This is a genomic window from Methylobacterium sp. UNCCL125, from assembly GCF_900116795.1.
In the GTDB taxonomy this organism is placed as follows: Bacteria; Pseudomonadota; Alphaproteobacteria; order Rhizobiales; family Beijerinckiaceae; genus Methylobacterium; species Methylobacterium fujisawaense.
Genome location: NZ_FPBW01000041.1, coordinates 18,110 through 41,400 on the forward strand (window position 1 = coordinate 18,110; position 23,291 = coordinate 41,400).

Sequence of the window (23,291 nt, forward strand, 5' to 3'; positions counted from 1 at the left end):
AAGGCACACGGCGGCTGCCCGCAAGATCCGAAGCGGTACTGCGGTACTCCCTCGCAGCATCCTCAGGCACTGTCCTGAGGGCCGGACAGTCTCCCGCCGCCCGATCTGATCACGGGCTGGCGGGGCATGCCGTTCGTCACGGCAGGGGCCAGATGCGCGACGCGGCCCGAGATGCAGGATGGCGGAAGGCTGTTAGCCGAGCCTCAACGGCGGCTTCTGAGATGATCCCAGAACGGGAAGGCTCAGGCGCTCTTCAGGTTGGCAGCGCTCTCCTTGCCGCTGCGCCGGTCGGCCTCAATGTCGTAGGAGATCTTCTGTCCCTCAGCGAGATTGCGCATGCCGGAGCGCTCGACGGCGGAGATGTGGACGAACACATCCTTGCCGCCGTCGTCGGGCTGGATGAAGCCGTAGCCCTTGGTCTCGTTGAACCACTTCACAGTGCCGGTAGCCATAGCGGTATCCTGGTCGTCACAGGCACGCCAACGCGGCGTGCCGTGAGGGTCGAACCGGCCGTGTCGGCCGCCCGTTCCGTGAGATGCACGGACCGAATGGCACTTAGCAGGCTGTTCCCAAACCCCGCTAGCGATTTCCGAATTCCATCCGGCGGCCGCATCATCTGGGCTATCTTTGCTGCTCATAGAGGCGCAAGGTGACGCCCTTGGCGGATGGACCGCCCCAAGCTTCAGTGGCTTGGAGGCCGTGCCCCGCCTGTCATGGTCAGGCGCGAATGGCAGACGTCGTGAGCTTTCCGACCGACCGCCGCCCCTCTTCCACGATCTCGCCGTATCGAGCGTACCGGTTCGCACCGGACGGGAGCGTCAGAGCAACCGTCCTGATCGAGGCCGAGACCGACGCGGAAGCCGCGGAACGTGCTCGTCACCTGAGCGAGGGAGATCGCATCGAACTTTGGTGCCGTGCGCGCTTCGTAGCCCACGTTAGTCCGATGGACGGGCCGGTCGCGAGTTCGATCAAATTGCTTGAGGACGAGCCGACAACCGACCCGTGAAGGCGGCTTCCTGACTGCGAAGCCCATCCAGGAGTGAGACCATGGCCACTGAGAAGAAGCGCGGCAATCGCGAGGCCAAGAAGCCAAAGAAGCCGGTGCCAAAGACCAGCGCCGCCGCGCCTTCGACCAAGGGCACCGTTGCTGGAGCCATGAAGGCAACCGGCCGAGGTTGAAGCGACGGCCGCGTGCCATGGACGGGTGGCATATAGGCCGGAGCCCGACCGGTGACCGGCGCGGGGTGGCCAGGGATCGAGGGAGGGAGACGCCCGCCCCTAGGCGAGCTTCTCCGAGATCGACCGCTCAGCTCTTCGTGAACGGGTTGCTGGATTTGTAGTTCTTGCCTCTGGGCTCAGCTTTGCGCGGGTCCGGCTTGTCGGCGAGCAGGCGCTTCACGCGCTCGTTGAAGTCCTCAGCCGTAACGGCTTGGGCTTTGCCGGTCCTGAATTCGCGTGCCATCTCGGCCTCCGCTTCGTAGCCCAGTGCACGGGATTGCGCGGAGGGGTCACCGATCTATGCGCCGGATCGGAGCAAGGTGCCAGTCTGAGTGGGCGCCTCAACCTGATTGATCCAGCGATGGACGGGGCGGAGGAGGCGCTGTAGCGCTCCGCCATGGCCAAAGAGATCCCCGGCGTCGGCTACCTGCGCCGCACCGCACTCACACAGGTCAGGATGCCGGCCTCGGCCCGCTATTGGACGGTGTGGCTGGGAAGGAGGCCGAACTGGTCTTGATTGGACTTCACAACCGAACGGGCGCAGGGTGCTGGGATCACCAGCCGGTCCCCGACCCTGTAGGCTCTGGTGACTGAGAGAGATGTGCGCTCCCGCCTGCATCGTGCGGAGCACCTCTATGTTCGAACCCGAGCACAAACCACTTTCTCGTGCCGGACGTGATGGTGCTGATCAGCTCAGAAGGAAGGGGCATCTGGAGCCTCCGTCGCCTCGGGACACCGTGAACGAGGGTCTGCGCGAGGCGATGCTTGGGCGGATGAATGCCCTCCGGATCACCATCGCGGCGTTGAACACGACCGCCGACGAACTAGTCAGGTCCGCTAATCTGCTCGACGGCCAACCTGTAGCTGAGGCCCTGCGCGGTCGCGCACAACGGCGACGGGTGAAGGTTCTGGAGATGCAGGGCAGGCTCGTCGCCCTGAGCGAGAGATACGCCGCTCAGTTCCACCCGGCGTCGTGAGATGAGGCTGCACAGGTGCCCCATTCTGGCCTGACCACCTGAGAGAGGCCGAGCTATGCGCCTCAAGCTGCTGAGTTATCTCAACGCGCTCCACAAGGGCATCATCGCCCTTGAAGTGATGGTGGATGAACTGGTCCAGGCCGCCGAGATGCCACCCAACGAGACCACCGACATCATGCTCACCATCGTCCGGGATCACCGGGTTAAGATCCTGGAGATGCAGGGTCAGTTCGCCGCGCTCAAAAAGGTCTACTCTGAGCGCTATCACCGCGAGGCGTGACGCGGCTCGACTATCCGCCAGGGTGCGACTGTCGCGGTATTACGCCCCGTTGCGGCTTCGGCGAACTGCGGGCAGGCGTACGGAGAACTGTCCGATAATGGACGGAACCCGACGGCGTTGGTCGTGGGTTCCCGGGAGGGAGGCCATAGAGAAGGACGACTATGCCCCGGTACTTCTTCGACATCACTGCTGGCGCCGCAACGGTCGATAACGAGGGGACGGAGTTCCCCAACGCGCACGCCGCCCGCGATGCGGCGATCAAGACCCTGCCGGAGATCGCGTGTGATGAGATACAGGCGCGGCGAAGCCGGATGGTCTCGGTGCTGATGCGGGACGAGGCCGGTCGGCACCTCTTCGCCGCATCCCTGAACCTTTCAGCCCAATGGCTGGTCGAAACGGCTTGAGCCCCCGCCTTCAGCGCCTCTTCCACGAAGCGGGGGGAGGGGTCAGGTGGGCTCGGTGAGGACGTAGTCGATTATAGCGGCGAATGTGTAGGGCTCGCTCGACAGGTACCCGCTCCCTGCGCCAGGCATCACGTCGAAGGCACGTTGCCCTGCTTGCCCAGCCGCACGCATCGCTTCACTGGGCTCCCGCAACTCTTTCAGCATGGCACGGACGATGGCTTCGGCATCCTCCGGGTCGGCAAGCAGTGATCGGCGCTCGCAGGCGCTAAAGGCCGCTTCGCACAGGCGCTTCATGTCTGGGGTCATAACCGGACGCCTTTATCAGGGTCGCTTCGCCTTCAGGGCTTCTTCTACGAGGCGGGGATCGGGTCAGGAGCGGTACCGCCCCGCCTCAAGGCCCTTCAGCGGCACGCCGGTCCTGAACCGGTCGTACTGACGGCCTATGATGTCGAGCACGGATCCCGTCGCGATCAAGACACGCGGGCGATCTTCCTCGCTGACGACGCGCAGCAAGCGTTCGCGAAAGGCGAAGTCGGGTTCGCCCATGGCTCACCTCAGAAAGGCGACTGCACTGCCGGCGAGTAGCCCCGCAGCTACGACTATGAGGGGGCCCTCTCAATACCCGCATCGCTGAGGAACTTCATAGATAACGCCGCTACGATGAAAACGCCCAACGCCATCGCGAGCGGCGTCATCCCCACGTTAGGTAGCCCCTCGCCTTCAGTGGCTCGGTGGTACGACCTGACTGCCGCCGAGCAGGCTACGGTAGCGGGTCCAAGATCTGGGCACGCATCCAAGCCCATTCGTTCGTGGTCATGTTAAAGAGATCACCCCGGTTCTCAGGGGTGAGATCAGCCCCGAACAGCTCTGAGCCCTTCGCGTTCTGAAAGACCTGATCGAGGTTCTCGACCACTGCTTTGACTTCAGATGCGTGCTCGGCGCTCAGGACGGCAAACAAGCGAACGGTCAGCTGCTCCAGGATGGTCACGCGAGCGCGCAAGCGAAGGGTGGTGTCATCCATCTGGCCGTCCCCGATCTTGAGAGGCTTGCCGCAGCAAGCGCTCTTTCCGAAACGGGAAAGAGCGTGCGGGGTTCGCTGACGTCAGCGAACTCGGCTCACCTCAGAGGCGGCTCGGTCCCCGCCGCCCGATCTGATCACGGCTGGCGGGGCTTGGTGCCGTTCTTCACGGCGGGGCCAGTACGCGACGCGGCCCGATCTGCAGGATGGGGCGGCCAGCCGAAACTCAACGGTGGCCGGTGCCTGGATCCCGGACCGGAAATGCCAGTCGGCAATGTGGGTCGGCAGTGTCGATCCGGAATGGCAGTCGGTCATGGCCGGGATTGGACGGACTGACACTCGCCGGCGTTCTAGTTCCGTTCTAAATGCTCGCAGGGGGCGACGCGGAGCGGCAGAATGGCGAGGCGGGGGGCTTCGTGCGGGCCGAGGAGGTCGCCTTCTTGGAGGAAGCCGCACGGCTGCGCCGCTCCTGCATAGACGTGCTGTCTAGGGCCAAGCCGCAGGGGCCGCTGTACAAGGTCACCGAGGGCATCGTGGACGCCATCGACGGGCTGGCCGAGGTCGTAACCGGAGACCGGCGGCGCTTCTACCAGCGGGACGCGACGACGCCCGGTCCTGATCTGCCACCGACGCGGTTCCGAACCGTCGAGTAGCGCGTTGTCCCTAGTGGTCTGAGTTAGAAGTCTGTTTGCAGAAGCGGCCGACACTGGCCAAGATTGCGTCGGCTGACTTGGTCCAGACGAATGGCTTGGGATGAGCGTTGGTCTCAGTGATGTAGTCTCGGATCGCTGCCTCCAAGTCCTCCGTGCTGGTGAATGCCCCGCGCTCCAGCCGACGTCGGCTCAGAACGGAGAACCAGCACTCCACGAGGTTCAGCCACGACGCGCTCGTCGGCGTGAAGTGGAGGTGGAACCGGGGGTGCTGCAGCAGCCAGTCGTGGATCAGCTTGGTCTTGTGCGTCTTCAGGTTGTCGAGCACGAGATGCACCTCCAGATCGCGTGCGACGCTGCCCTCGACCTGCTCCAGGAAGGTGCGGAACTCGGCGCTGCGATGCCGCGGCTTGCAGCTGCCGATCACCGTTCCGGCTTTCACGTCGAGGGCGGCAAACAGGTCGAGCGTGCCATGCCGGCGATAATCGTGTGTCACGCGCTCGGCCTGACCCGGCCGGAGGGGAAAGGCCGGCGCCGTGCCCTGCACCGCCTGGATCTGCGGCTTTTCATCGACGCACAGCACCAGCGCGCGATCGGGCGGGGCGAGGTAGAGGCCAACTACGTCACGGACCTTCTCGACGAACGCCGGATCCGTGGAGAGCTTGAAGGTGTCGGCTTGGTGCGGCCGCAGACCGAAGGCACGCCAGATGCGCGACACCGCGGTCTGGCTCATGCCCGTGCGGCGGGCCATCAAACGGGTGCTCCAGTGCGTGGCGTTGGCCGGCGCCTCTTCCAGAGTGAGGGCGACCAGGCGCCCGACGGCCGCGTCATCGATGCTGCGGGGTGCGCCAGACCGGGGAGCATCGACCAGCCCCTCCAGCCGATGTGCGGCAAAGCGGCCTCGCCACAGCGCCACGGTCTGCCGGCTCACGCCCAGAGACCTTGCAACGCCCAGATTGGTCGCTCCTGATTGCCCGCAGGCCAGGATGATGCGCGCGCGTTGAGCCAGAGCCTGACCGGTTCCATGCCGCCGCAACAGGCGTTGCAGGGCGGCTTGCTCTTCCGCACTGAGGTCCAGAGCGACAGCTTGCGGTCCACGCGACATGGCACACCTCCTGGCTCGGTGCGATCCAGTCTGCTCCCACAACCCGCAAATGCACGTACTTTTCTAACTCAGACCACTAGCACTACCTGGGCACTTTGAAGTCAGATGGTAGCCTGAAGCAGCTCTGACAGTGCGGACATCGGACGGGCGGGATCAGGGCGGCAAACAGCTGTCCGAGAATGGCCTGCCGCACGGCGGGCAGGCTTGGTGACGGCGGCGGGCCCGGCAAGCGGGCCGTCATTTTTTCCCCGCTCCGTCCGACGTTGCTCGGACAGACGCAGGTGCTGCAGGTAGGCGTAGGCGATGCACGTCATCAGCGCGTGCCGATGCAGCCCCGTCCAGGAGCGACCCTCGAAGTGGTCGAGGCCGAGTTCCTCCTTCAGCTGCTGGTGGGCCTGCTCGCACACCCAGCGCGCCTTGATCGTGCCGGCCAGCGCGCGCCGCGTCGTCCGGGGCGGCAGGTTGGACAGGTAGTACTTGCGCTCGCCTGACGAGCGCCACTCGCCCACGAGCCAGACCTCGGCGCCCGGCAGGTGGTGGTTGTTGCCCCAGACCGGGCCGTCGCCCACGCGCACCCGGATCATGGCGAACCGGGCCGTGAGCTTGCCTCTCGTGCCCGCGCGCCAGGTCACGCGCCGCCAGGCCAGAGCCGCCAGAACCGCCTCGGCGTCCTGCGGCTCCTGGTCCGGCACAGGCGTGCGCGCGCGGCCCGTGGGCGGCACGAGCTGCACGTCGGCGGGGTAGACCTTCTGGTTCTTGGCGATGCCGACCGCCCATCTGAGACCACGCGCGTCGAGGCCGTGCCGGAAGCTGGCGCTGCTGCCATAACCTGCGTCGGCCAGCACAACACCGAAGCGCAGGCTCTCAGCTCGCAGGCGGTCGAGTTCGGTCAGGGCGATCTCACCCTTGCTCCGCGGCGCGACCGCCGCCTCAGGCACGCCAGCCTGCGCACACCGCTCCGGGACGCTTGTCCACTCATCAGGCAGGAACAGGCGCAAGGCGACCGGCACGGGCACCTCATCGCGCGCCAGAGTGAGGGAGACGAGCGCTCGGCAGTTCGCCTTCTTGCCGAGCGCGCCGCAATACTGGCGCGCCACGCCGACCGACAGCGTGCCCTTCTTCGGCAGCGCTGTGTCGTCGATGACCGCCCCGCGCACCGCGTGACCGCCCTTCCCTTTGCGTGCCGTGCGTACCGCCCCGGCCGGATCCTGCCGGGCACCCGTCACATCCCGAGATCTGACCCATGGGCGACGTTCTCACTTTCTCCCCGCGTCCGAAACCGGCCGCTCCGGCAGTCCGGGCTGCACTGTCAGGAGCCGATCTACGCGCCAGCCTGGAGGAGGCGGCCCAGACCGCCCTCGACGCAGCAGACCGCATCATCGCCGTGCTCGACCTCATGGACGGGGATGCGGACCACGAGGACGGCGGGGATGCCGAGCCCTCCCTGGCAGCGCCCGAGAACACCGCCGGCAGTCAGGTCGTCTACATGCGCGGCGGTGATCAGGATCGCGAGGAGGAGGCGCCCGAGACCGTGCTGCCGGAGGTCGTGGTAGATCCTCCTATGCCGGAGATCAGCCCGCGCGGCGGTCTGGTCACGGCCTGCGGATTGGTCTTGATGGATTTCGTGGGCCTGTGACGCGCCAACAGCTCAACGTGGGCCGAAAAGGTAATGCGCGGCAGGATCAGTGGCGCGTTCACATCCGAGCGGCGGCCCTGGATCACGCCCTATGGCCAGTACCGCGGAGTTTCCCAAGGCCCGGTAGTCGCGCGGGCTCTGGCCGTAAGCCTCGCGGAATGCACGGCTAAGATGCGAGTTGCTGCTGAAGCCGTAAGCCGCTCCGATCTCGCCGATGCTGCGTCGTTCTCGTGGGTCATCGAGGGCAACACGCACAGCCGCCAGACGCTGCCGCGCGAGGTAGCGCGCCACCCCGCCCTCTGGTTCGAAGAGACGGTACAACTGCGACCGTGAGAGGCCGAGCGTCTTCGCCATCTCGCCGATGCGGAGTGGCGCGGTGAGATGGCTGCGGACGAACCGTTTGGCGATCCTGAGCCGAGCGGCATCGAGCGGCAGGCTTGCGCGGGCTGAACTTTCGCGCGAGGGGCGCGCACAGGCCGCCAACATGTGGAGTGTCGCTTGAGCGAAATGGGCGGCCTCCGCCGCTCCAATCACATGCCGATGCGCCGCGAGGCTCCGCATATGATCGGCAAAGAGGCAGCCGGCACCCCCGGTCAGGACCAACCCGTGCAACGCATCCTCGTCGGGCAGCACGGAGGCGACGGCTGCCCGCGGCAGGCCGATGATCAGCGAGTTTGTCTCTGGCGCACGGCTGCGGCGGTAGGGCTGGGATAAATCGTGGAGACTGATCGCGCCTGCCGGAACATCGAAGACCCCGCGTTCCGTCTCGACGCTGTAAAGGTGCTGACGCAACAGCAGAAAAAAGCTGTCATGGCCATCCCGCCGGATCCTGGACCGGGACCGGTCAGGGCCCTGCGGCGCGGCGTTGATGACGCGCAAGATCATTGAGCCGACCTGCGCGGTTTCGATGGTGCCCGAGAAGCCATGGGGATTGGCGTCGAGATCAAGAGCGGGAAACAGCGCGCGCCAAGCATCGAAACGGTCGCGCTCGGGCAGACTATCGGTGGAGAAGACAGATCGGGGTATGAGGCCTGCGGTGTTTGTTCTGCCAATAGACGCCGTCAACTGATCCTACCTCAAACAGCCCGCGCCTCCGTTTCCTTTGAAGCGCATATGCAAGTCTCTGGGACGGAGGTAACCTCAAGATCGTGCGCTGGAGCTATCTTGCACGCCCGTGGCCGTGTTTGGCACTATCATAAGATAGCGCTCCTCTCTCGCCAGGCACCGCGTGTGGGTGGCAGGGGAAAACTTATGACTAGTGCAAGGCGCGCTGGTAAATACGCTCGCGCTAGGGCAGCGAAGACCGCGCGTGAAGTCCAGCTGATATGGCGGCGCCGGCCTAAGGACCGGATTATTCGCTGGATCGGAACCTCCAGCCGGAAGCTCGCAAGTTCGGCTCAAGCCAACCCGGCCGAACCTGCAGCGGTGCTGTCGCAAGTTCAGGCCGGCAATGTTGTCGTTCTGACGTGGGCCCAGACCTACGGCCGTCCGGCGCGGCTGGCCCAATAGGCGTTCGCCGTTCAGGCGGCCTTACGACCCTTCCGCTCGCGCGCGGCCATAGCGCCCGGCTGGCCCAGGCCGATGGCCTTGGCGAGCGCGGAGCGCTGCTCGGCATAGCTCGGGGCGACCATCGGGTAGTCGGCTGGCAGGCCGTAGCGGTCGCGGTAGCTGCGTGGGTCGAGGCCGTTGGCGCTCAGATGGCGCTTGAGCGTCTTGTAGGTCTTACCGTCGATAAAGCTGACGATCCCGTCGTCCCGCACCGATTTGCGGATCTGGGCCGGGCTCGGCTTCTCGACCTCAGTGGCTTGGGCTGCAGCCTCTGAGCCACCCGCACTGGCCAGACCGGAAACCGCCCCGTGCACCTTCGCAATCAGGGCCGGAAGCTCGGCCGGGGGCACAGGGTTGTTCGAGACGTAGGCTGAGACGATCTCGGCAGCAAGCTCGGTGAAGTCGAGGCCAAGCGATTGTGTTTCTTCGTTCAAGGCGTTCGCTCCTGCAGTTGTTCTGAGCTCTCGCGGATGATGCAGGTTTTCCGCAAAATCAAGTCCGATGATCTGATTGTGCCGACTGGTCAGATCAAGGATATGTTATCGGTACGGTAGCGAACATTTTGTTGGGCTACAGAAGGGCTTGTTTCGGGCGCGCTTGATTTCTGCCTGAGCACCTTAACCAGTTACAGTGGCGAGAATACACGAGTGCATCCATAAGCCGCTGCACACCGAGCAGGTAAGAACGGAGATGCAGATGCTTTGGATCCACGGCGTCAACTAGATAGCAATTGACGGCGCAATCCTGCAGGAGGAGGCTCGTGCGGGGGCGGCTACGGAGTTAGCCACCATGAGCGACTTCGATCACATCCTGAACTGGAAGCTTCTCGCGGGTTCGCACGTCTTCCCGGGCATAGATGGAGGCACCTGCATCAACGAGGCGGCGGTCGTGGCATGCGGTTTTCCGTACCAGCCAGTCCTCTCAGTGAGCGCCATGCCGAAATGCTTCTCGCGCCCGATCTGCCAGCTCGCCATGCAGCTGAACGACAATGCGACAGATCTGCAGCGGCAACGTCTGATGCCGTTCGTGACGCGGCTGGCCTGCGCGGACACGTCCGAGGTGAAGCGTGAACGGGGCCGTTATATCGACGCCCACATCAATCGAAGCGCGTTTTTCGCACGCGATTTCCAGTTCGATGAAGGGTTGCGGGTCCTGGAAGGCGCACTCGCCATCGGACGGCAGGCGGATCCGCTTGGCATCCAGGAGGCGGCAGGCCGGCTAGACGCGGCTCGCGGCCCAAACAAACCCATCAAGAAGCGCTCTGGCTCTCTACCCGCGAAGGTGAAGGGGTGGCTGGGCATACAGCAGGCACTTGAGAACGCGGATTGACACTCAGTTGAGAGCAGCGCCGCGGGCGGGTAGGACCGAGATCAGGAAGCCCGCTGGAACTGCTCCGCCTCCTGCTCGGGGTCGGCCTTCTCAAGGTTGAGCTGTGCCCGCATGGCCTCGACCGACCCAGCCTCACGCCTTGTCATTGTAGCGGCTGGCGTGGTGGTCATCGACGCGCGGGGGCGTGCCTGATACTGACCGCGGTCAGTTCTCGTCTTCGAGATCAGAAACCGTGTCGCTGAACGGGACAGTGAGCGCGATCTGACCGGTCTCGTCCATGATCTCGAACGAGCAATCCATCCAGTCGCGGATGAACGTATGGCGGTCCCGCGCGATCATGATCCGCGCCTGCGACAGCGCATGCTCACGCGCGGCGTTCACGTCCGGGAGTTCATCGCCTTCCGGGTCCACGGCCAGACCGGTGGGTCCGAGACGATGACGGATGTTGAAGAAGTAGCGCGGCATCACGCGCTCTCGATCAGGCGGGCGAACTCGGCTTCGGGCAGGCCATAGCCATCGTCCGCCACCGCCGCCAGCGCCTCGCGGTCCAGGATCGTGATCTTGCCACGCCGCGCCCGGATCAGCCGGTGCCCCTCCAGCGCCTGCACTGCCAGGGTCGTGCTGGGTCGCCGCACGCCCAGCATGATCGACAGGAACTCGTGGGTGATCTGGAGGTCGTCGCCGTCGAGCCGATCCTGACACATCAGCAGCCAGCGCGCGAGGCGCACGTCGATGGTGTAGGTGGCGTTCGCGAAGGCGGTCTGGGCCGTCTGGATAAACTGCACCTGGATGTAGCGCAGCAGGAGCTTGCTAAGGCTGGCGCTCTGGCTGACGGCGGCGCACAAGGCTACGGTCTCGATCTGCAGCATCTCGCCCGCATTCTGGACGAAGCACTCGTGGGGCATGCGATCCGAACCCAGCAGCACCGGCAGGGCGCCGACCAGTCCCTCGCGTCCGACGAGGCCGACCTCGACTTGGCCACCGGACCCTGAGGCGGTGACCGAGCCGAACCCGACCTCGGGGAAGTACAGCTGCCGGACCGGTTCGTGCGGCCTGATCAGCGACTGCTTCAGTTCGGTCGAGACCGGCTCCAAGTGCGGCTGGAGCAGCGCAAAATCATCGGACAACATCGCCTTTAGAAGGCGATTGCGGACGGCGGATTGTTGAGGCTGAGACACGGCTCTGCTCCCGGTCGGGGCAAGAGCACACGCGGTCTCCTAAGCGCCAAAGGCCCGAAAGCGTTATTGGCGATGAGTGCAATCTCTGCGCTTCACTGAACAATAGCAAAGAAAATCGCTTGTGAAGGGCGGTGAACCATTGGATGGTTCGATCCATTACCGAGCGCCCGGATGCTTCTAAAAACCTGATTTATATCTGGGTCATTCGAACACATGGGTTTACCGTAGGGCTCATCACCGGCTGATCCGACACAGGCGCTGGTGGCTGGAAGAGCTGCGCTTCCGCCTGCAATGCAAGGCGGATCACCATGCCTTCAGCCCCCGATCAGCACGCCACGTCCATGCTCATCCGCAAGCTGGAGAGCGTCGCCACTCTCTCAAACGAGGAGCGGCAGGCCATCAACAGCTTGCCGATGAGGATCAACCACCTGGACGCCCGCCAGGACATCGTGCGCGATGGCGACAGGCCCTCGCACTGCTGTCTCGTCATCACGGGTTGGACCTGCCGCTACAAGCTGCTCAGCGAGGGCAAGCGGCAGATCCTCTCGTTCCACATCGCGGGTGACATCCCGGATCTCCAGAGCCTGCACGTCCCGGCCATGGATCACAGCCTCGCCACCGTGACGAAGGCGACCGTGGCCTTCATCCTGCACGAGGACCTGCGGGACCTCATCATGCGCTTCCCCAACATCGCATCAGTCTTCTGGCGTGACACGCTGATCGACGCGGCGATCTTCCGCGAATGGATGGTCAGTATGGGCCGCCGCTCAGCTTTCGAGCATGTCGCGCACCTGTTCTGTGAGCTGTACCTGAAGCTGCAAGCGGTGGGGCTGGCCGGAGACTACCGGTGTCCACTGCCCATCACCCAAATCGATCTCGCCGACGCCACGGGCATGACGAGCGTGCACATCAATCGGGTGCTGAAGGACATGCGCGGCAGAGCCCTAATCACGCTGCGGAGCCACACGCTGGTGATCGAGGCGTGGGACGAACTTCTACGGGTTTCAGAGTTTGACCCCATGTACCTGCAACTGGAGACGCGAGCGGCTGAATGAGCCTTCGCCTGCAGCCTGTCCGTGTTGCCACCGGCAGCCCCGATACCGCGGGGCAGTTGGCATTTGCCGACGGCTTCCTTGTGGCGGTTCTGGTCCTGCTCTCGGACGGGCACGCCGAAGCCGGGATGTGGTTCTTGGAAGCGGGTTTTGGCCGGGTGAACACCGCAACACCGCCCATGTTCGCCGACATCGACCCGGCACAGAACTGGATCGAGCAGCGGCTGGTACGCACAGCCTAAGCCACCGCACGGCGCGCAGGTGCGGGTGCCCGTTGGCCGAGACGCCCGCTAATCTCGCCCGAGCTTCGGCTCTGGCTTGGCAGCCCGGGTGAGGCTCTGGATCGCTCGCGGTGGCCGACCAGCCTTCTGGGCGATCTCGGCCTCCTGCTGCTCGATGAGCTGTCGGGCGGGCTCGTCGCCATCTAAACCGCCCAGGATCTCCATCGGCACGCGCCGGTTCGAGGCGCGGCTGCCGTCCTCGAAGACGGCATCGAACAGGACGGTGCCCCGCTCCTGCGGGGCCGACTTCAAGCGCTTGGCCATGTGCGGCTGATACGCCGGCCAGTCCGGCGGCGCTAGGCTCACTGCGGCCGCCCGTCGTTCTGGCGCCACCCCGAGCTGAGCGTCCGCTTCGGCTATAGAGCGCCGTTTCCCTGCTCGACGAATGCGAACACTTGGTTGACGAGATCCGGACTGCGGTAGGGCTTCGGCACAAAGCGCACACCCGACGGCAGGTCGCCATGCCCCGGCGTGCTGACGCCCGAGACCAGTAGAATGGCGATGTGTGGCCACCGCACCGCCACCAACCGCGCGAGTTGGTAGCCGTTCATGGGCGAGCCCGGCATGACCACGTCCGCGATCACGACCCGGATGTCGTCTCGAGCCGCCAGAATGGCTACCGCTTCGGTGGCGTCGCTGCTCTCAAAGGTCTGGAGCCCAGCGGCGCTCAGAGCCTCCAGCAGGTCCATTCGCACTGCCGGCTCGTCCTCGACGACGAGCACACCGATCTGATGCGAACCAAGGGGCGGACGCAGAGGCATGGCAATTCCCGTCCCAACGTTGACTTAACCATGCCGTCCGGCCGACATGGACCGTTACGGCCCGATCCGCTTCGGTGGCTCGTGAGCCGGCCATTCAGGAGAGCAACCGCCGCGAGATAGACCCTGAAAAGCCAACACCCCCGTCCCGGCAAGGACGAGGGTGCTGAAAACCTGAGGCGCTGTGAGGCGCGAGTTGCTTCCCCTCACAAGCCATGAGACCCACTCGGGTGTCAAGTCGGAACGGCAATTCCGACAACAGGGAAGGCTTGCCTGGACCCTAGCCGCGGCCCGTGAGGGACCGGGACCGATGTTTCACGCCACCATGCGGGAGGCGGTCGACGCAGCGCGCACGCTCGCGCAGCTCGACGACCTGTCGCGCAAGATCTGGCAGGCCCACGCTGCCGAGACCGTGACCGATGCTGAGGCGCAGGGCCTCGCTGAGCTGCTGCACGACCGCAGGAATGCGATCAGAGAGGCCGTGGCGCCCGTTGGCATTCCGCTCGGCCGTGTGACGCTGTTTCCGCCCAAGCGCCTCCAGCGGGCTCCTGAGCGATCCGTGGCCATCGAGCGCCGCCGCCGGTTGGCCTGTTCCGGTCCAATGCCGCCAGCTCTCGCCAGCCGGTTCACGGCGGGGCAGCTCGCAGTCCTGCGCATCGTCGGTGACGAGGTTGCCCGCAACGGAGCCTGCGGGCTGCCTGTCGACGCCATCGCCGCACGGGCTGGGGTGAGCCGGCGGTTGGCTCAAGGAGCGATCCGCCTCGCCGAGGGCGACGGGTTGCTGACCATCCAGGAGCGTCGGCATCAAGGCCGGAAGAACGACCCGAACGTGCTCCGGATCATCAGCCGGGAATGGCTGGCTTGGCTCCGGCGGGGAGGGCGATCCGCGGCCCCGGCGCTCTTGGGCGGCATAGGGTGCAAAAACCTGCACCCCACGGATAAGGGAGATCCACAGAGGCAGGTTGTGGATACGGAACCGAAGAAGGGCTGCCGAGGGGCAGCGGGCGACCTCGGTCGATCAGCCTCACCGAGAATTCGCGCGGGCGGTAGAGCGGGCAGAGCTATGCGGTGACGCCATACGTTCGGACGGTATGACGAACGAGGCGGGCGGCTATGACTGGGGTGCTACACCGTTTGCGTGTGGCGGCGGAACTCGCTGGGCAGCAGGCCGTAGGCGGCCTTAAACCGCCGACCAAAGTGGGTCATGTCCGAGAACCCCCAGCCGTAGGCAATTTCGCTCACCTTCCGGTGCGACTGCGCCGGATCCGCGAACGCCTGCCGGCAACGCTCCAGACGCCGCGTCTGGAGGAGTTGCATGATCGACGTACCTTCATCCGCCAGCACGGCGTTAGTATACCGGACGCTGACGCCCGCGGCCCGCGCAGCAGCAGCCACCCCGAAGCTTCGGTCGCATAGGTTGGCTTCAACGGCCGCACGCACTCTTGTGCGGACCAGCGCGCGTGCCGAGGAGCCCTGCGCCGCTGTCCGGCCACGTGCCCGGCAGAACGAGAGGGCGATGAGGTCCAGAATGTGCGGCTCGACGCACCCTCCTACCGCCGCGCTGAGGTCGTTCGCGTAGAAGGGCAGCAGGCCGAGATATGCGGATGTGAACCGGGCGTCGGCATTCGCCGGCAGGGCCCGCGCCGTCAATTCGCGCGTTCTTCCGACGCGTCCCTCCAGAGCGTTGCGCCGCACCTTGAGCACGAGCAGTTCGGAGCCACCCGAGAACCGAGCCTCGTAGGGCACAGCCGGGTCGAGCAACGTGACGTCCCCGGGCTCCAGACAAACCTGATGACCGTCCTGCTCCAGCACCAGCCGTCCGCTGAACTGACGGCAGACGAAAATCTCGTCGGTGGGGCCGCGCGCGATATGCCACCTCGTGCGCGAGACGGTCATATCCGAATTCTTGAAGAAGGTGAGGCCGTTTGCGTTGATCGCGCCGACGTGAAGCTCTGCCTGGAATGATTTGTGGCAGACTGGCTTCGCGTCGTGGTCAACAACGCCCTGCCGGGCAATATCGTGCCAGCAAGCGAACCGATCACGCTCGTGAATTCGTTCGGTGTTGAAAATAACCCTCATTTTGGTCTCTCGCCAGCCTGGGCAGCCGATGTTTTGTGCCGGCCAAGTCGGTCCGGGTACCTTGTGCGCATTATATAAACCTCGCCGTTGAACCAAGGGTGCGCGACGCACCGCGACCGGACGAGGATTGCGTGCCACGCTTCTTCTTCGACATCGACGGTGGTGAAAGGATCCGAGACACCAAGGGATATGAGCTTCCCGATCTGAACGCGGCCCGCGTCCTTGCGCAGCGCATGGCCGGCGAGCTGGTCGCACACGATCTACAAGAAACAAGTGCGATCCGGGTCCGTGTGGACGTTCGAAATGAAAACGGGAACCGCATCCTAAGCGCTGTTGGTCATGGCGCAGTGTTGGTCGCGGGATCGGCTGAAGCACTGCAGGGCATTGGAGCGAGCGATGAAGCCTGCGCTCTGGGCCCGCTAGATCGCGCAGCTCGGCATGCCATTGCGGTTCGTCGGGCCATTGATGAAGAGGGAAGCGCATCACTGCGCCCCCTCGTCGACATGCTGATTTGCGAGATCAGCCGCACAATCGCGCAGCGCCCTTGCATCGCTGAACACAAGAGAAAAAATTAGGAAAGGGTAGGATCGTGTCTGGAGATATTCAGCCGATGAGTGCTAATCTCGTTAAAATCACTGGTGAGATCGTTTCAGCGTATGTAACAGGCAACCATGTGTCCGCAGTGGAGATCCCGACGTTGCTGAACAACGTCCACGCTGCGCTGACGGGCCTTGCCAACGGAACCGCACCGACTGTTGTAGAAGTAGAAATCGAGAAGCCGAGCCCGGCCCAGATCCGCAAATCGGTGCGGGACGACGGGATCGTCAGCTTTATCGACGGTAAGACCTACAAGACGCTCAAGCGCCACCTGAGCGCCAACGGCCTCGACCCGCGTAGCTACCGGGAGCGCTACGGCCTACCTGCCGACTATCCAATGATTGCTCCGAGCTACGCCGAGCAACGCTCCGCCATCGCTAAGGCCATCGGCTTAGGCCGCCCGGGCGCCATGGCCGAGAACTCACCGAAGGATCGCCGCAAGGTCGCTTGATCGCGGCGAACGACCTTGCGGCGATCCTGACGGTGATCACGCATCAGCCCCGGCGCGCGCGATCTGCCGCTCGTGCTCGGGAGCATTCGCGTTCAAGATCCGCCAGGAGCTTCCTTCTCTCATAGCAGAGCTGGTGTCCCCCATTAAACCGCTGCGTAGAGAGGCAAGATGATCAACGCTGTGAAGTGGCTTCGCTCAGTGGGTTTATTGTCGGCTGTTGCCTGCTTCTCCCCAGGCGTAGCTTGGGCCGCCGACATTACGGTCCTATGCTCTCAGGGTCTGAGGGCCGTCGTGGAGGAACTCGCACCGCAGTTCGAGGCTCGGACCGGCAATCACCTCGTCGTCACCTACGACACCTCCGCTGTGCTGAAGTCACAGATCGAGGCCGGCAAGCCCTTCGACGTCGTAGTCCTCACGCCGCCTCTAATGACGGCGCTGGTCCAGCAGGGCAGGGTCGCAGGCCGTTCGGCCACCATGCTGGCCCGCACCGGCATTGGCCTTGCCGTGAAGAAGGGCGCTCCCCGGCCTGACATCAGCTCGCCGGAGGCACTCAAACACACGCTCACCAGCGCCGGCTCGGTGGCCTACAGCGCCTCAGGCGAGAGTGGCAGGATGTTCTCGTCTGCCCTGCAGAAGCTCGGGATTACCGACGCGGTGACGGCCAAAGCAAAGGCCGTCGCAAACGGGCGCGCCGGCGATGTGGTCGCCCGTGGTGACGCGGATCTCGCCGTGCAGTCGATGCCGGAGTTGATGTCCGTTTCGGGTGTAGACGTGGTGGGCCCGTTCCCGGCTGACCTGCAGTCCTACGCCGTTCTGGCCGGAGGGATTTCCACTGCAGCGACAGACAAGGCCCGGGCTGAGGCATTCCTCACCTTCTTTGAGCAGCCCTTTGCGACAGCCGTGATCCGCCAGAAGGGCATGGAACCCAGCTAATCTCTGAGGACAATGTCCTAACCAGATCCGGCGCCAACGCAGTAGGCTCTCGTCCTCACCCAGCAGTCATGGGCCAGTAGTAGCCAGCGCCGAACGCGATGCTCAACGTCATGCTGCGCGCTGCAGAGGGCCAAGTGAGCGCCGTGCACCATGCGTACCTGCGCATAGCCCAGCGCCAAGCGCTGGAGCGCAGTGTCCTGGCTGAAGGGTGCTTTGGCATCTGCGGCTTTCAGCCGGTAAGCCTCGCCCGCGGTCTGGACGACGACGCGCAAGGGCGAGCGCTGAAGCCAGTCTCGGCTCCGCGCGGGCGTAGCGGCTCAGCCGTAGGGGCCGCCGAACAGGTCGCCGAGCGCCTTCCTGCGGAACAGCGTTCTCCAGCGCCGCCTCTGATGCTCTGGCCGGTCGTGGATCATATGGCACCTCTGGCAGAAGGCCGCGAGGTTGGCGTCCGCGTTGTTCGAGGTGTCGTGATCCCGGTGGGCCGCCGCTAGGACTACCCGCGTCCTCCGCACGATCCGGAGCACGTCGGCCGCGTCAGCCTTGAGCCGGATCCGCCTGCCCCATCCATCCCGCCACCGGCCGGTATCCGCATCCCACCAGCGGCCGTCACCGAGGTGGTAGACCAATCCGCCCGTGCGGTCGCCCGCAGCCCTCACAGCGCCCGCCAGCCCGCCGGAAGCGGATCACGGCCGAGAGCTGCGGCCAGTCGATGGGGTAGAAGAAGCGGTGCTCGCGCCGGATCGGCATAAGGGCGCACTGTGCCATCCGGCGTGAAGAAAGCGTAGCTCACGTCGGCTACGGTCGCGCGAAGGTTGAACTACCCCGTGGCGCCGCTCGTTCTCCCGCCAGAAGGAGGCCCCATGAGCGCGCGTATCTATCCGGATGTGAACACCAGCTCAGCGAGCAACCAGGGAGCCAATCGGCCCGTCCACCGTCGGGGTGAGGACGTCAACACTACGGACCAGCTCGCCAGCCCGATCCTGCTGGGGGTCGGGGCTGCGGGCTCGGTCGTGGCCCTCCTTCTGATCCGGCTGCTGGTCGGCTAGCGCGGCGACGGTGGACACGAAAAAGCCCGCCGCAAATCTGATCGTTCGCTGGTGCGTTGTGCCTGTAGGATCGCCAACGGGGTCCGACATGCCGCGCGACGTCCTAGATCTGATGCGCGCCCTGTACGGCCGGATCGTCTCTCACGAGGCCCAAGCGGCGCAGGCCGCGCGCAAGGCCGATGCCTTCGAGCGAGACGGGCGCTACGGCGAGGCCGAGCTTTTGCGGGTCCTCGCACGGAACCACCGCATCCGCGCGATGGAAGTTCGCGCGCACATCGGACTGATCGAGATGGGGTTCGGTCCTGACGGAGATTGACCGGCGGACGCCGTGGGACGGATGACGGCGGCCGTAAGAAGGCCCGCCGCGGCGAACCGGGCGGGCTGAAGGTGGAGTAATCCCGTGAACCCGTGAATACCCTGTAGACCCACAGGTAGGTGATCGGTTCCCAGATGAGTGCCGCTTGACCAGCGTCAATCGCAGGCGCCTCATCTGGCCAGCCGCGAGAGGTGTACGGAACTCCTGGCTGCGGTTAGGCCGCTCGGCTCAGACCCCGGCCTGCATGGACCGAGGGTGCTGCTCATCAGCGCCTCATCCGGACCGGGCGGCCGCCTGGATTATACCGGCGCCATGAGCGTCAGCACTGTCGTGGCAACGGCCATCAGGCCGACGGTCGCGAATGCAGAAACCGCAAGCTTCTCCATGGCCCTTCCTCCTAGCAGTATTGGTTGCTCTGCCCGTTGGAAAGCTCCCATGAACCATGAGCCGTCGCGGTGCTCCAGAGCACCTGCTCGAATGCTGATTATCGACGGAGCACAAAAGAAACCCGTCGCAGCTAGGCCGGACGGGTTAGTCTGGATCGGAAGTATGTCCGTCGCAGGACAGACGGGTCCAGCGTACCGGGTTGCTGCGTCGTTGTCGCTGGGAAGGTCTTAGATCCGCGAGAAGCGGCTGCGGCGAGCGCGTAGGACCGCCGATGGTTCGATGCTCAGGGCGGGTCTCTCCGTCGGGGTCGGTGCCAGCTTTCCGACCCGCTCGATGCGAACGCCAATGTGATCGCCGCGGCGCCACGCCAGTCGGACCGCACACACGAAGTCCCGCCCGACCACCTTGAATATGAATTGGTCGGGCAGCGTGTAGGAGCTTGGCACTGTGAGCCGGGCGCCGGAAGGGGAGATGTCCTTCACGGTGGTCGGGATCTCGGTGCCGTCGGGCAAGCGGATCAGCGCGATCCAGTCCGGTTCACGGCGTTCTTCACGGCGGTCAACATGACTGCCTTGCTGCTTAGACCATATGACGTCGTCGATTTCCATCAGGTAATATACACATCACGCCGTTTAAAGAACGCTAAATATGAAATGTTGCCGAATTAGTTGCGGACGATCACTTTATAGAGAGCACCAACTTCGGTCCATACTGCGACATGAGGATGAAGGCGGTGTTCAAGGCCGTCGGGCTCGATCCGCCTCCTCATCCGCGACCGCCTCGACCGCGGCTATGACGTTCTCCAGCTCGGCGACTTGGCGCAGGGCGCTGCCGGCCGGCATTCCGTCATGCTCGGCCATGGCCAGAATGAGATCGCGCTGGTGCGCCTTCAGGCGTTCGAGGAGGGCGGTGAGCTTGTCGGACATCGTGCAGCTGTAGTCGCCAGATGAGGGCTCGACAATTTGGCTGGCTTGAGCCGCGAGATCGGCGCCTTGGTTCTTTGGGCCGGTCTCCAGAAGTTGTTCTGTGGCCGTGGTCGTCGGGAACTGCTCAGGTGCGCCAGCGCACAAGAACGTCAAGCTTCGCCGCTCATTCTGAGGGGTGATGAGACTTGGCAGGTTGCTTGCCGCGGCCCCCAAGCCTAGAAATGCACTGCGGGACAGCGATGGTGTCGCCGTCCCGCAGCCCTTTTGGGGCGTTTCCTCCCCAGACTTCAGGCCGCTCCTTGTGGGCGGCTTTTTCTTGTCCGGGGCGCGGTTCGTAGCTGGATCCGGCCTCAGCGGCAAGCAGGATCATGCTGCATCCAGTGACGTGTGGCGATTTAATACATGGCGAGGGTCCATAGACGCTGCTCGACACCTCGCCGTGCGGCGACCATCTTGGCCGTATGCCCGCGCGGCACGGCCAGGCCTACGATCCGCAGGAGAAGCCGCTGCACCTTTGCGTCTGGTGTGATCCTTTCCCCATCCGGCAGAGCGTCGGGCCGCCTCCGCCATCGTCCGGTCAGGCCAGACCCCCTGATCGATCAGGGCCGGCGCGGTCTGGTCCAGGCGAGGACGTCGAGCGGGTCGTAGTCTCGTCCTGCACCCAAGTTCCGCAAGCCGAGGCTCGGCTGGGACGATGATGAGGCTGGTCGAGGCGCGGCAGAAGCACGGTAGCGAACTGTAGGAGGACGGCAATGCGCGGTAGCATACGGCAAGGCGCGGTAAGAGCGCGGTAGGGGCACGGTAAGCTGTACGGTAGCGAGAGGGGTATCACACCTCACGCACTGAAGGTTCCGAGCCTCCTGCGGTTGTCTTTGTGGCTATTTCGGCATATACCGAAATGCATGAAGTTCTACGCGACGGAGCCCAAGCGGTCGGCGAACATCGCCAAGCACGGCTTCGATCCGGCGGACTTCGAGGATGCCTTCAGCTTCGACCGCTTCCTCACCATCCCCACTCGGCCGAGCCACACAGGCCGAGAGCGGTTCAAGCTGATCGGCACGTGGTACGGCGTGACGGTCGTGGTGGCGATTGTCTCCCCGCTCGGGTCGGAGGCGATTGATGTGGTGAGCGTGCGGTCCGCCGGCGCGAAGGAGAGAGCCCGCTATGACGAAGCGTGAACACGCCCCCGGCTACGTTCCGAACGATGCCTACTCGCAGGCCGACTGGGACGAGGTATCCGACAACCCGCCCCTGACGGGCGAGGAACTGGCCGCCGCTCGCCTCGGCCCTGAGGGGATGCCACCCGCGATGGCGGAGGCGTTCAAGCGAGCGGCGGGCAGGCCGAAGGCTGCCGACAAGGCCGTTCCGGTATCGCTCCGCGTGCCGCCCGACGTGCTGGCCGCCTTCAAGGCCGATGGCCCTGGTTGGCAGACCCGGATGAACGAGGCGCTCGCCGCGGCGGCAGTCGAGTTGCGCAAGGCAGGTGTGGCCTGAACTTCCTCAGGCTGCCCGGCGCCGCTCGTGACGCCAGAGGGCGACTGCAACACGCCGAGCCTCATAAGTCCGCCGCAGCGTTGATCCGAGACCGCCCTGGCCTTCCGGCGAGAAGGCGTAGGTCAGCACCCCGTCAGGCCCATAGTTCCCGCGCATCTCTGCTCGCCAAAGGCTATCGGCTGCCGTGAGGGCAGCCTCCGTCAGGGCGAGGCGGGCGAGGTCCGGCGAGGGAGAGTGGTGGGTGTTCATCTCGTCCAACGTGCCGATCATGCGGAAGGTCCACCTCGACACCTGTTCCGGCGCTCGCCATCTTGAGCGTACGCCCGCGCAGCACGGCCAGACCTGCGATCCGCAGGAGGAGCCGGCGCAGCAGGCCAGCTATTTGCTCCTGCTGATTTCACGCCGAAGCTGATCGGTGCAACGTCCTGAGCAACTCCTCGTTGTTGCGCGTGACCCCACGGCGCAGCCTGACATGCGCGGGAGCCTCCAATGACCCCTTCCCGCCCAGATCGCACGCGTTCTGATCCGGACAAGCAGGGAAACTCGCTTGCCTGGACCCTGGCTCTGACCACCGCTCTTCTCGGCATCGTGGCCCTGCCGCGGCGCACAGCCCGCACAGCACCCACCGTTAAGAAGGCACCAGATGACGAAGACGGGGCGGCGCGTCAGACTTCGCCCTCTCACAGCGGCAGTGACGCCCACGAGGTAGCCCGCACTCAGGCCGACCGGGGACGCCAAGCTACACGTCCGACCGAGATCCCAGCCAAGGGCTGGAAAGACATCGCGCTTCGCACCTACCGCGACGTCGGTGAGAACCGGATTATGCTGGTGTCGGCGGGCGTAACCTTCTTCGCGCTGCTCGCGATCTTCCCGGCGGTGGCGGCCCTGGTGTCCGTCTACGGCCTCGTGGCCGATGCCTCAACCATCAATGACCAGCTCGCCAGCCTGCAGGGCATCCTGCCGTCCGGTGCCCTGGAGATTATCGGCGATCAGGTAAAGCGACTGGACGAGAACGGCAACGCCACACTCGGCTTCAGCTTGGTCCTCGGCATCGGGCTGTCCGTCTGGAGCGCGAACGGCGGGATGAAGCACGTCTTCGACGCCCTGAACCTCGTCTACAACGAGCGCGAGAAGCGCAACTTCTTCGTCCTGAACCTCGTCTCGCTCGGCTTCACGGCGGGCGCGCTGCTGTTTCTGATCCTCGCGCTCGGCGCGGTCGTCGTGCTCCCGATTGTATTCGACTTCGTTGGCATCGGGAAAAGCGCGTGGTGGCTCTCTCTGTTGCGTTGGCCCGTACTGCTGCTTGCCGTGCTGGGCGGCCTCGCGTTGCTCTATCGCTGTCCGCCGTCAGCACCCCTGAGACAGATTGAGGCTCTTCACGAACAGAGGATGGCTGGTTCATCGTAGCCCCCAGGAGCGAAGATGAAACAGACATCCGGGCCGGCGCGGAAGCCGGCAGAAGCCGTGATCAAGGACATCCGCCGGGCCACACGTCGGCAGTTCTCGTCCGAGGAGAAGATCCGCATCGTGCTGGAGGGCCTGCGCGGTGAGGACAGCATCGCCGAGCTGTGCCGGCGCGAGGGCATCGCGTCCTCAATGTACTACGGCTGGTCCAAGGAGTTTCTGGA

The 23,291-nt window shown here is 64.8% G+C and carries 34 protein-coding genes and 3 pseudogenes; 20 read left to right on the forward strand and 17 right to left on the reverse strand.

Translation table 11 applies throughout. The features are described 5' to 3' along the window. Positions 1-242: 242 nt before the first annotated feature. Complete coding sequence (locus BM396_RS28575) at positions 243-452, reverse strand: cold-shock protein (protein WP_043388361.1); 210 nt, start codon at positions 450-452, stop codon at positions 243-245. Between the two features lie 595 nt (positions 453-1,047). On the opposite strand from BM396_RS28575, the gene BM396_RS33745 reads away from it, so the two are divergent. Next, positions 1,048-1,179, forward strand: coding sequence for a hypothetical protein (locus BM396_RS33745; RefSeq protein ID WP_280142418.1), 132 nt, complete (start codon positions 1,048-1,050; stop codon positions 1,177-1,179). Between the two features lie 127 nt (positions 1,180-1,306). Here the strand turns inward: BM396_RS33745 and BM396_RS33045 are convergent, their stop codons facing one another. Beyond that, the gene (locus tag BM396_RS33045) at positions 1,307-1,462 is read right to left on the reverse strand and encodes a hypothetical protein (RefSeq protein ID WP_170867521.1); all 156 of its coding nucleotides are present in this window, start codon (positions 1,460-1,462) and stop codon (positions 1,307-1,309) included. A gap of 391 nt (positions 1,463-1,853) precedes the next feature. On the opposite strand from BM396_RS33045, the gene BM396_RS28585 reads away from it, so the two are divergent. The 3 genes from BM396_RS28585 (at position 1,854) to BM396_RS28595 (ending at position 2,879) form a co-directional block, all read left to right on the forward strand. After that, entirely contained in the window at positions 1,854-2,195 is a 342-nt protein-coding gene (locus BM396_RS28585) for a hypothetical protein (protein ID WP_139239568.1), read from the forward strand. Positions 2,196-2,250: 55 nt separating this feature from the next. After that, entirely contained in the window at positions 2,251-2,475 is a 225-nt protein-coding gene (locus BM396_RS28590) for a hypothetical protein (RefSeq protein ID WP_043388239.1), read from the forward strand. 161 nt (positions 2,476-2,636) lie between these two features. After that, entirely contained in the window at positions 2,637-2,879 is a 243-nt protein-coding gene (locus tag BM396_RS28595) for a DUF6894 family protein (RefSeq protein ID WP_043388241.1), read from the forward strand. Positions 2,880-2,921: 42 nt separating this feature from the next. Here the strand turns inward: BM396_RS28595 and BM396_RS28600 are convergent, their stop codons facing one another. The 3 genes from BM396_RS28600 to BM396_RS28605 all read right to left on the reverse strand — a co-directional run bounded on the left by BM396_RS28600 (position 2,922) and on the right by BM396_RS28605 (position 3,900). Beyond that, a complete protein-coding gene (locus BM396_RS28600; RefSeq protein WP_139239569.1) occupies positions 2,922-3,173 on the reverse strand; it encodes a glycosyltransferase family 4 protein in 252 nt (83 codons plus the stop codon). Positions 3,174-3,248: 75 nt separating this feature from the next. Further along, positions 3,249-3,425, reverse strand: coding sequence for a hypothetical protein (locus BM396_RS33050; protein ID WP_170867522.1), 177 nt, complete (start codon positions 3,423-3,425; stop codon positions 3,249-3,251). Positions 3,426-3,639: 214 nt separating this feature from the next. Continuing rightward, positions 3,640-3,900 carry a hypothetical protein gene (locus BM396_RS28605; protein ID WP_043388244.1) on the reverse strand — a complete coding sequence of 87 codons (261 nt, stop codon included), beginning with the start codon at positions 3,898-3,900 and terminating at the stop codon, positions 3,640-3,642. A 362-nt stretch (positions 3,901-4,262) separates the two neighbouring features. On the opposite strand from BM396_RS28605, the gene BM396_RS28610 reads away from it, so the two are divergent. After that, the gene (locus BM396_RS28610; RefSeq protein WP_043388246.1) at positions 4,263-4,550 is read left to right on the forward strand and encodes a hypothetical protein; all 288 of its coding nucleotides are present in this window, start codon (positions 4,263-4,265) and stop codon (positions 4,548-4,550) included. A gap of 10 nt (positions 4,551-4,560) precedes the next feature. On the opposite strand, the gene BM396_RS28615 is transcribed toward BM396_RS28610, so the two are convergent. Together BM396_RS28615 and BM396_RS28620 are read right to left on the reverse strand one after the other, a co-directional pair. Further along, positions 4,561-5,652 carry an IS630 family transposase gene (locus BM396_RS28615; protein WP_043388247.1) on the reverse strand — a complete coding sequence of 364 codons (1,092 nt, stop codon included), beginning with the start codon at positions 5,650-5,652 and terminating at the stop codon, positions 4,561-4,563. A gap of 101 nt (positions 5,653-5,753) precedes the next feature. Next, positions 5,754-6,845: pseudogene (locus BM396_RS28620) on the reverse strand (IS701 family transposase); the annotation flags it as partial. A 50-nt stretch (positions 6,846-6,895) separates the two neighbouring features. Between BM396_RS28620 and BM396_RS28625 the strand changes: the two are divergent. Beyond that, a complete protein-coding gene (locus tag BM396_RS28625; protein ID WP_043388249.1) occupies positions 6,896-7,288 on the forward strand; it encodes a hypothetical protein in 393 nt (130 codons plus the stop codon). Positions 7,289-7,300: 12 nt separating this feature from the next. Here the strand turns inward: BM396_RS28625 and BM396_RS28630 are convergent, their stop codons facing one another. After that, the gene (locus BM396_RS28630) at positions 7,301-8,353 is read right to left on the reverse strand and encodes an AraC family transcriptional regulator (RefSeq protein WP_244538988.1); all 1,053 of its coding nucleotides are present in this window, start codon (positions 8,351-8,353) and stop codon (positions 7,301-7,303) included. Positions 8,354-8,808: 455 nt separating this feature from the next. Continuing rightward, complete coding sequence (locus BM396_RS28635) at positions 8,809-9,270, reverse strand: Ros/MucR family transcriptional regulator (protein ID WP_091995234.1); 462 nt, start codon at positions 9,268-9,270, stop codon at positions 8,809-8,811. A 355-nt stretch (positions 9,271-9,625) separates the two neighbouring features. On the opposite strand from BM396_RS28635, the gene BM396_RS28640 reads away from it, so the two are divergent. Then, complete coding sequence (locus BM396_RS28640; protein ID WP_043388555.1) at positions 9,626-10,165, forward strand: hypothetical protein; 540 nt, start codon at positions 9,626-9,628, stop codon at positions 10,163-10,165. 204 nt (positions 10,166-10,369) lie between these two features. On the opposite strand, the gene BM396_RS28645 is transcribed toward BM396_RS28640, so the two are convergent. Further along, entirely contained in the window at positions 10,370-10,630 is a 261-nt protein-coding gene (locus BM396_RS28645) for a DUF6894 family protein (RefSeq protein WP_043388308.1), read from the reverse strand. Next, complete coding sequence (locus BM396_RS28650) at positions 10,630-11,343, reverse strand: Crp/Fnr family transcriptional regulator (RefSeq protein WP_043388309.1); 714 nt, start codon at positions 11,341-11,343, stop codon at positions 10,630-10,632. The genes BM396_RS28645 and BM396_RS28650 overlap by 1 nt, the downstream gene beginning before the upstream one ends. 308 nt (positions 11,344-11,651) lie before the next feature. On the opposite strand from BM396_RS28650, the gene BM396_RS28655 reads away from it, so the two are divergent. Together BM396_RS28655 and BM396_RS28660 are read left to right on the forward strand one after the other, a co-directional pair. After that, entirely contained in the window at positions 11,652-12,398 is a 747-nt protein-coding gene (locus tag BM396_RS28655; RefSeq protein ID WP_051976334.1) for a Crp/Fnr family transcriptional regulator, read from the forward strand. Continuing rightward, the gene (locus BM396_RS28660; protein ID WP_043388310.1) at positions 12,395-12,637 is read left to right on the forward strand and encodes a hypothetical protein; all 243 of its coding nucleotides are present in this window, start codon (positions 12,395-12,397) and stop codon (positions 12,635-12,637) included. The genes BM396_RS28655 and BM396_RS28660 overlap by 4 nt, the downstream gene beginning before the upstream one ends. A gap of 48 nt (positions 12,638-12,685) precedes the next feature. Here the strand turns inward: BM396_RS28660 and BM396_RS28665 are convergent, their stop codons facing one another. Together BM396_RS28665 and BM396_RS28670 are read right to left on the reverse strand one after the other, a co-directional pair. Beyond that, on the reverse strand, positions 12,686-12,940 hold the full coding sequence (locus BM396_RS28665) for a hypothetical protein (RefSeq protein ID WP_043388312.1): 255 nt from the start codon (positions 12,938-12,940) through the stop codon (positions 12,686-12,688). A 92-nt stretch (positions 12,941-13,032) separates the two neighbouring features. Next, positions 13,033-13,437: a response regulator gene (locus BM396_RS28670; protein WP_081948880.1), complete on the reverse strand. Its 405-nt coding sequence runs from the start codon at positions 13,435-13,437 to the stop codon at positions 13,033-13,035. A gap of 307 nt (positions 13,438-13,744) precedes the next feature. Here BM396_RS28670 and BM396_RS33175 point away from each other — a divergent pair, with 307 nt between their 5' ends. Next, positions 13,745-14,506 (forward strand): hypothetical protein, encoded by a 762-nt coding sequence (locus BM396_RS33175; protein WP_043388314.1) that lies wholly within the window; start codon positions 13,745-13,747, stop codon positions 14,504-14,506. A 53-nt stretch (positions 14,507-14,559) separates the two neighbouring features. Here BM396_RS33175 and BM396_RS32405 read toward each other — a convergent pair whose 3' ends face one another. After that, positions 14,560-15,513: an AraC-like ligand-binding domain-containing protein gene (locus tag BM396_RS32405; RefSeq protein ID WP_043388316.1), complete on the reverse strand. Its 954-nt coding sequence runs from the start codon at positions 15,511-15,513 to the stop codon at positions 14,560-14,562. A 131-nt stretch (positions 15,514-15,644) separates the two neighbouring features. Here BM396_RS32405 and BM396_RS33055 point away from each other — a divergent pair, with 131 nt between their 5' ends. The 3 genes from BM396_RS33055 (at position 15,645) to modA (ending at position 17,494) form a co-directional block, all read left to right on the forward strand. Further along, complete coding sequence (locus tag BM396_RS33055; RefSeq protein ID WP_158713332.1) at positions 15,645-16,088, forward strand: DUF6894 family protein; 444 nt, start codon at positions 15,645-15,647, stop codon at positions 16,086-16,088. 35 nt (positions 16,089-16,123) lie between these two features. Beyond that, entirely contained in the window at positions 16,124-16,561 is a 438-nt protein-coding gene (locus BM396_RS28685) for a Ros/MucR family transcriptional regulator (RefSeq protein ID WP_091995237.1), read from the forward strand. Between the two features lie 168 nt (positions 16,562-16,729). After that, complete coding sequence (modA, locus tag BM396_RS28690; protein WP_081948871.1) at positions 16,730-17,494, forward strand: molybdate ABC transporter substrate-binding protein; 765 nt, start codon at positions 16,730-16,732, stop codon at positions 17,492-17,494. A 317-nt stretch (positions 17,495-17,811) separates the two neighbouring features. Here modA and BM396_RS28695 read toward each other — a convergent pair. Continuing rightward, positions 17,812-18,241 (reverse strand): annotated as a pseudogene (locus tag BM396_RS28695) (hypothetical protein). Positions 18,242-18,354: 113 nt separating this feature from the next. On the opposite strand from BM396_RS28695, the gene BM396_RS28700 reads away from it, so the two are divergent. Both BM396_RS28700 and BM396_RS28705 read left to right on the forward strand, forming a co-directional pair. Next, positions 18,355-18,540, forward strand: coding sequence for a hypothetical protein (locus BM396_RS28700; RefSeq protein ID WP_043388277.1), 186 nt, complete (start codon positions 18,355-18,357; stop codon positions 18,538-18,540). 88 nt (positions 18,541-18,628) lie between these two features. Further along, entirely contained in the window at positions 18,629-18,856 is a 228-nt protein-coding gene (locus BM396_RS28705) for a hypothetical protein (RefSeq protein ID WP_043388278.1), read from the forward strand. Between the two features lie 614 nt (positions 18,857-19,470). Here the strand turns inward: BM396_RS28705 and BM396_RS28710 are convergent. Together BM396_RS28710 and BM396_RS33565 are read right to left on the reverse strand one after the other, a co-directional pair. Then, the gene (locus BM396_RS28710; RefSeq protein WP_051976330.1) at positions 19,471-19,851 is read right to left on the reverse strand and encodes a PilZ domain-containing protein; all 381 of its coding nucleotides are present in this window, start codon (positions 19,849-19,851) and stop codon (positions 19,471-19,473) included. Between the two features lie 129 nt (positions 19,852-19,980). Continuing rightward, the gene (locus BM396_RS33565) at positions 19,981-20,322 is read right to left on the reverse strand and encodes a hypothetical protein (RefSeq protein WP_244538989.1); all 342 of its coding nucleotides are present in this window, start codon (positions 20,320-20,322) and stop codon (positions 19,981-19,983) included. A 749-nt stretch (positions 20,323-21,071) separates the two neighbouring features. Here BM396_RS33565 and BM396_RS28720 point away from each other — a divergent pair. From BM396_RS28720 to BM396_RS28740, 5 genes and pseudogenes are all read left to right on the forward strand, one after another. After that, positions 21,072-21,347: a BrnT family toxin gene (locus BM396_RS28720; protein ID WP_043388280.1), complete on the forward strand. Its 276-nt coding sequence runs from the start codon at positions 21,072-21,074 to the stop codon at positions 21,345-21,347. Then, positions 21,334-21,663: a BrnA antitoxin family protein gene (locus BM396_RS28725; RefSeq protein WP_043388281.1), complete on the forward strand. Its 330-nt coding sequence runs from the start codon at positions 21,334-21,336 to the stop codon at positions 21,661-21,663. Before BM396_RS28720 ends, BM396_RS28725 begins: the two co-directional genes overlap by 14 nt. Positions 21,664-21,904: 241 nt before the next feature. Then, positions 21,905-22,075, forward strand: a complete 171-nt coding sequence (locus tag BM396_RS33060; RefSeq protein ID WP_158713330.1) for a hypothetical protein — start codon at positions 21,905-21,907, stop codon at positions 22,073-22,075. 146 nt (positions 22,076-22,221) lie between these two features. After that, positions 22,222-23,013: pseudogene (locus tag BM396_RS28735) on the forward strand (YihY/virulence factor BrkB family protein); the annotation flags it as partial. Between the two features lie 72 nt (positions 23,014-23,085). Next, positions 23,086-23,291, forward strand: a 206-nt coding sequence (locus BM396_RS28740) for a transposase (RefSeq protein WP_139239570.1), incomplete at its 3' end; no start/stop codon positions are given.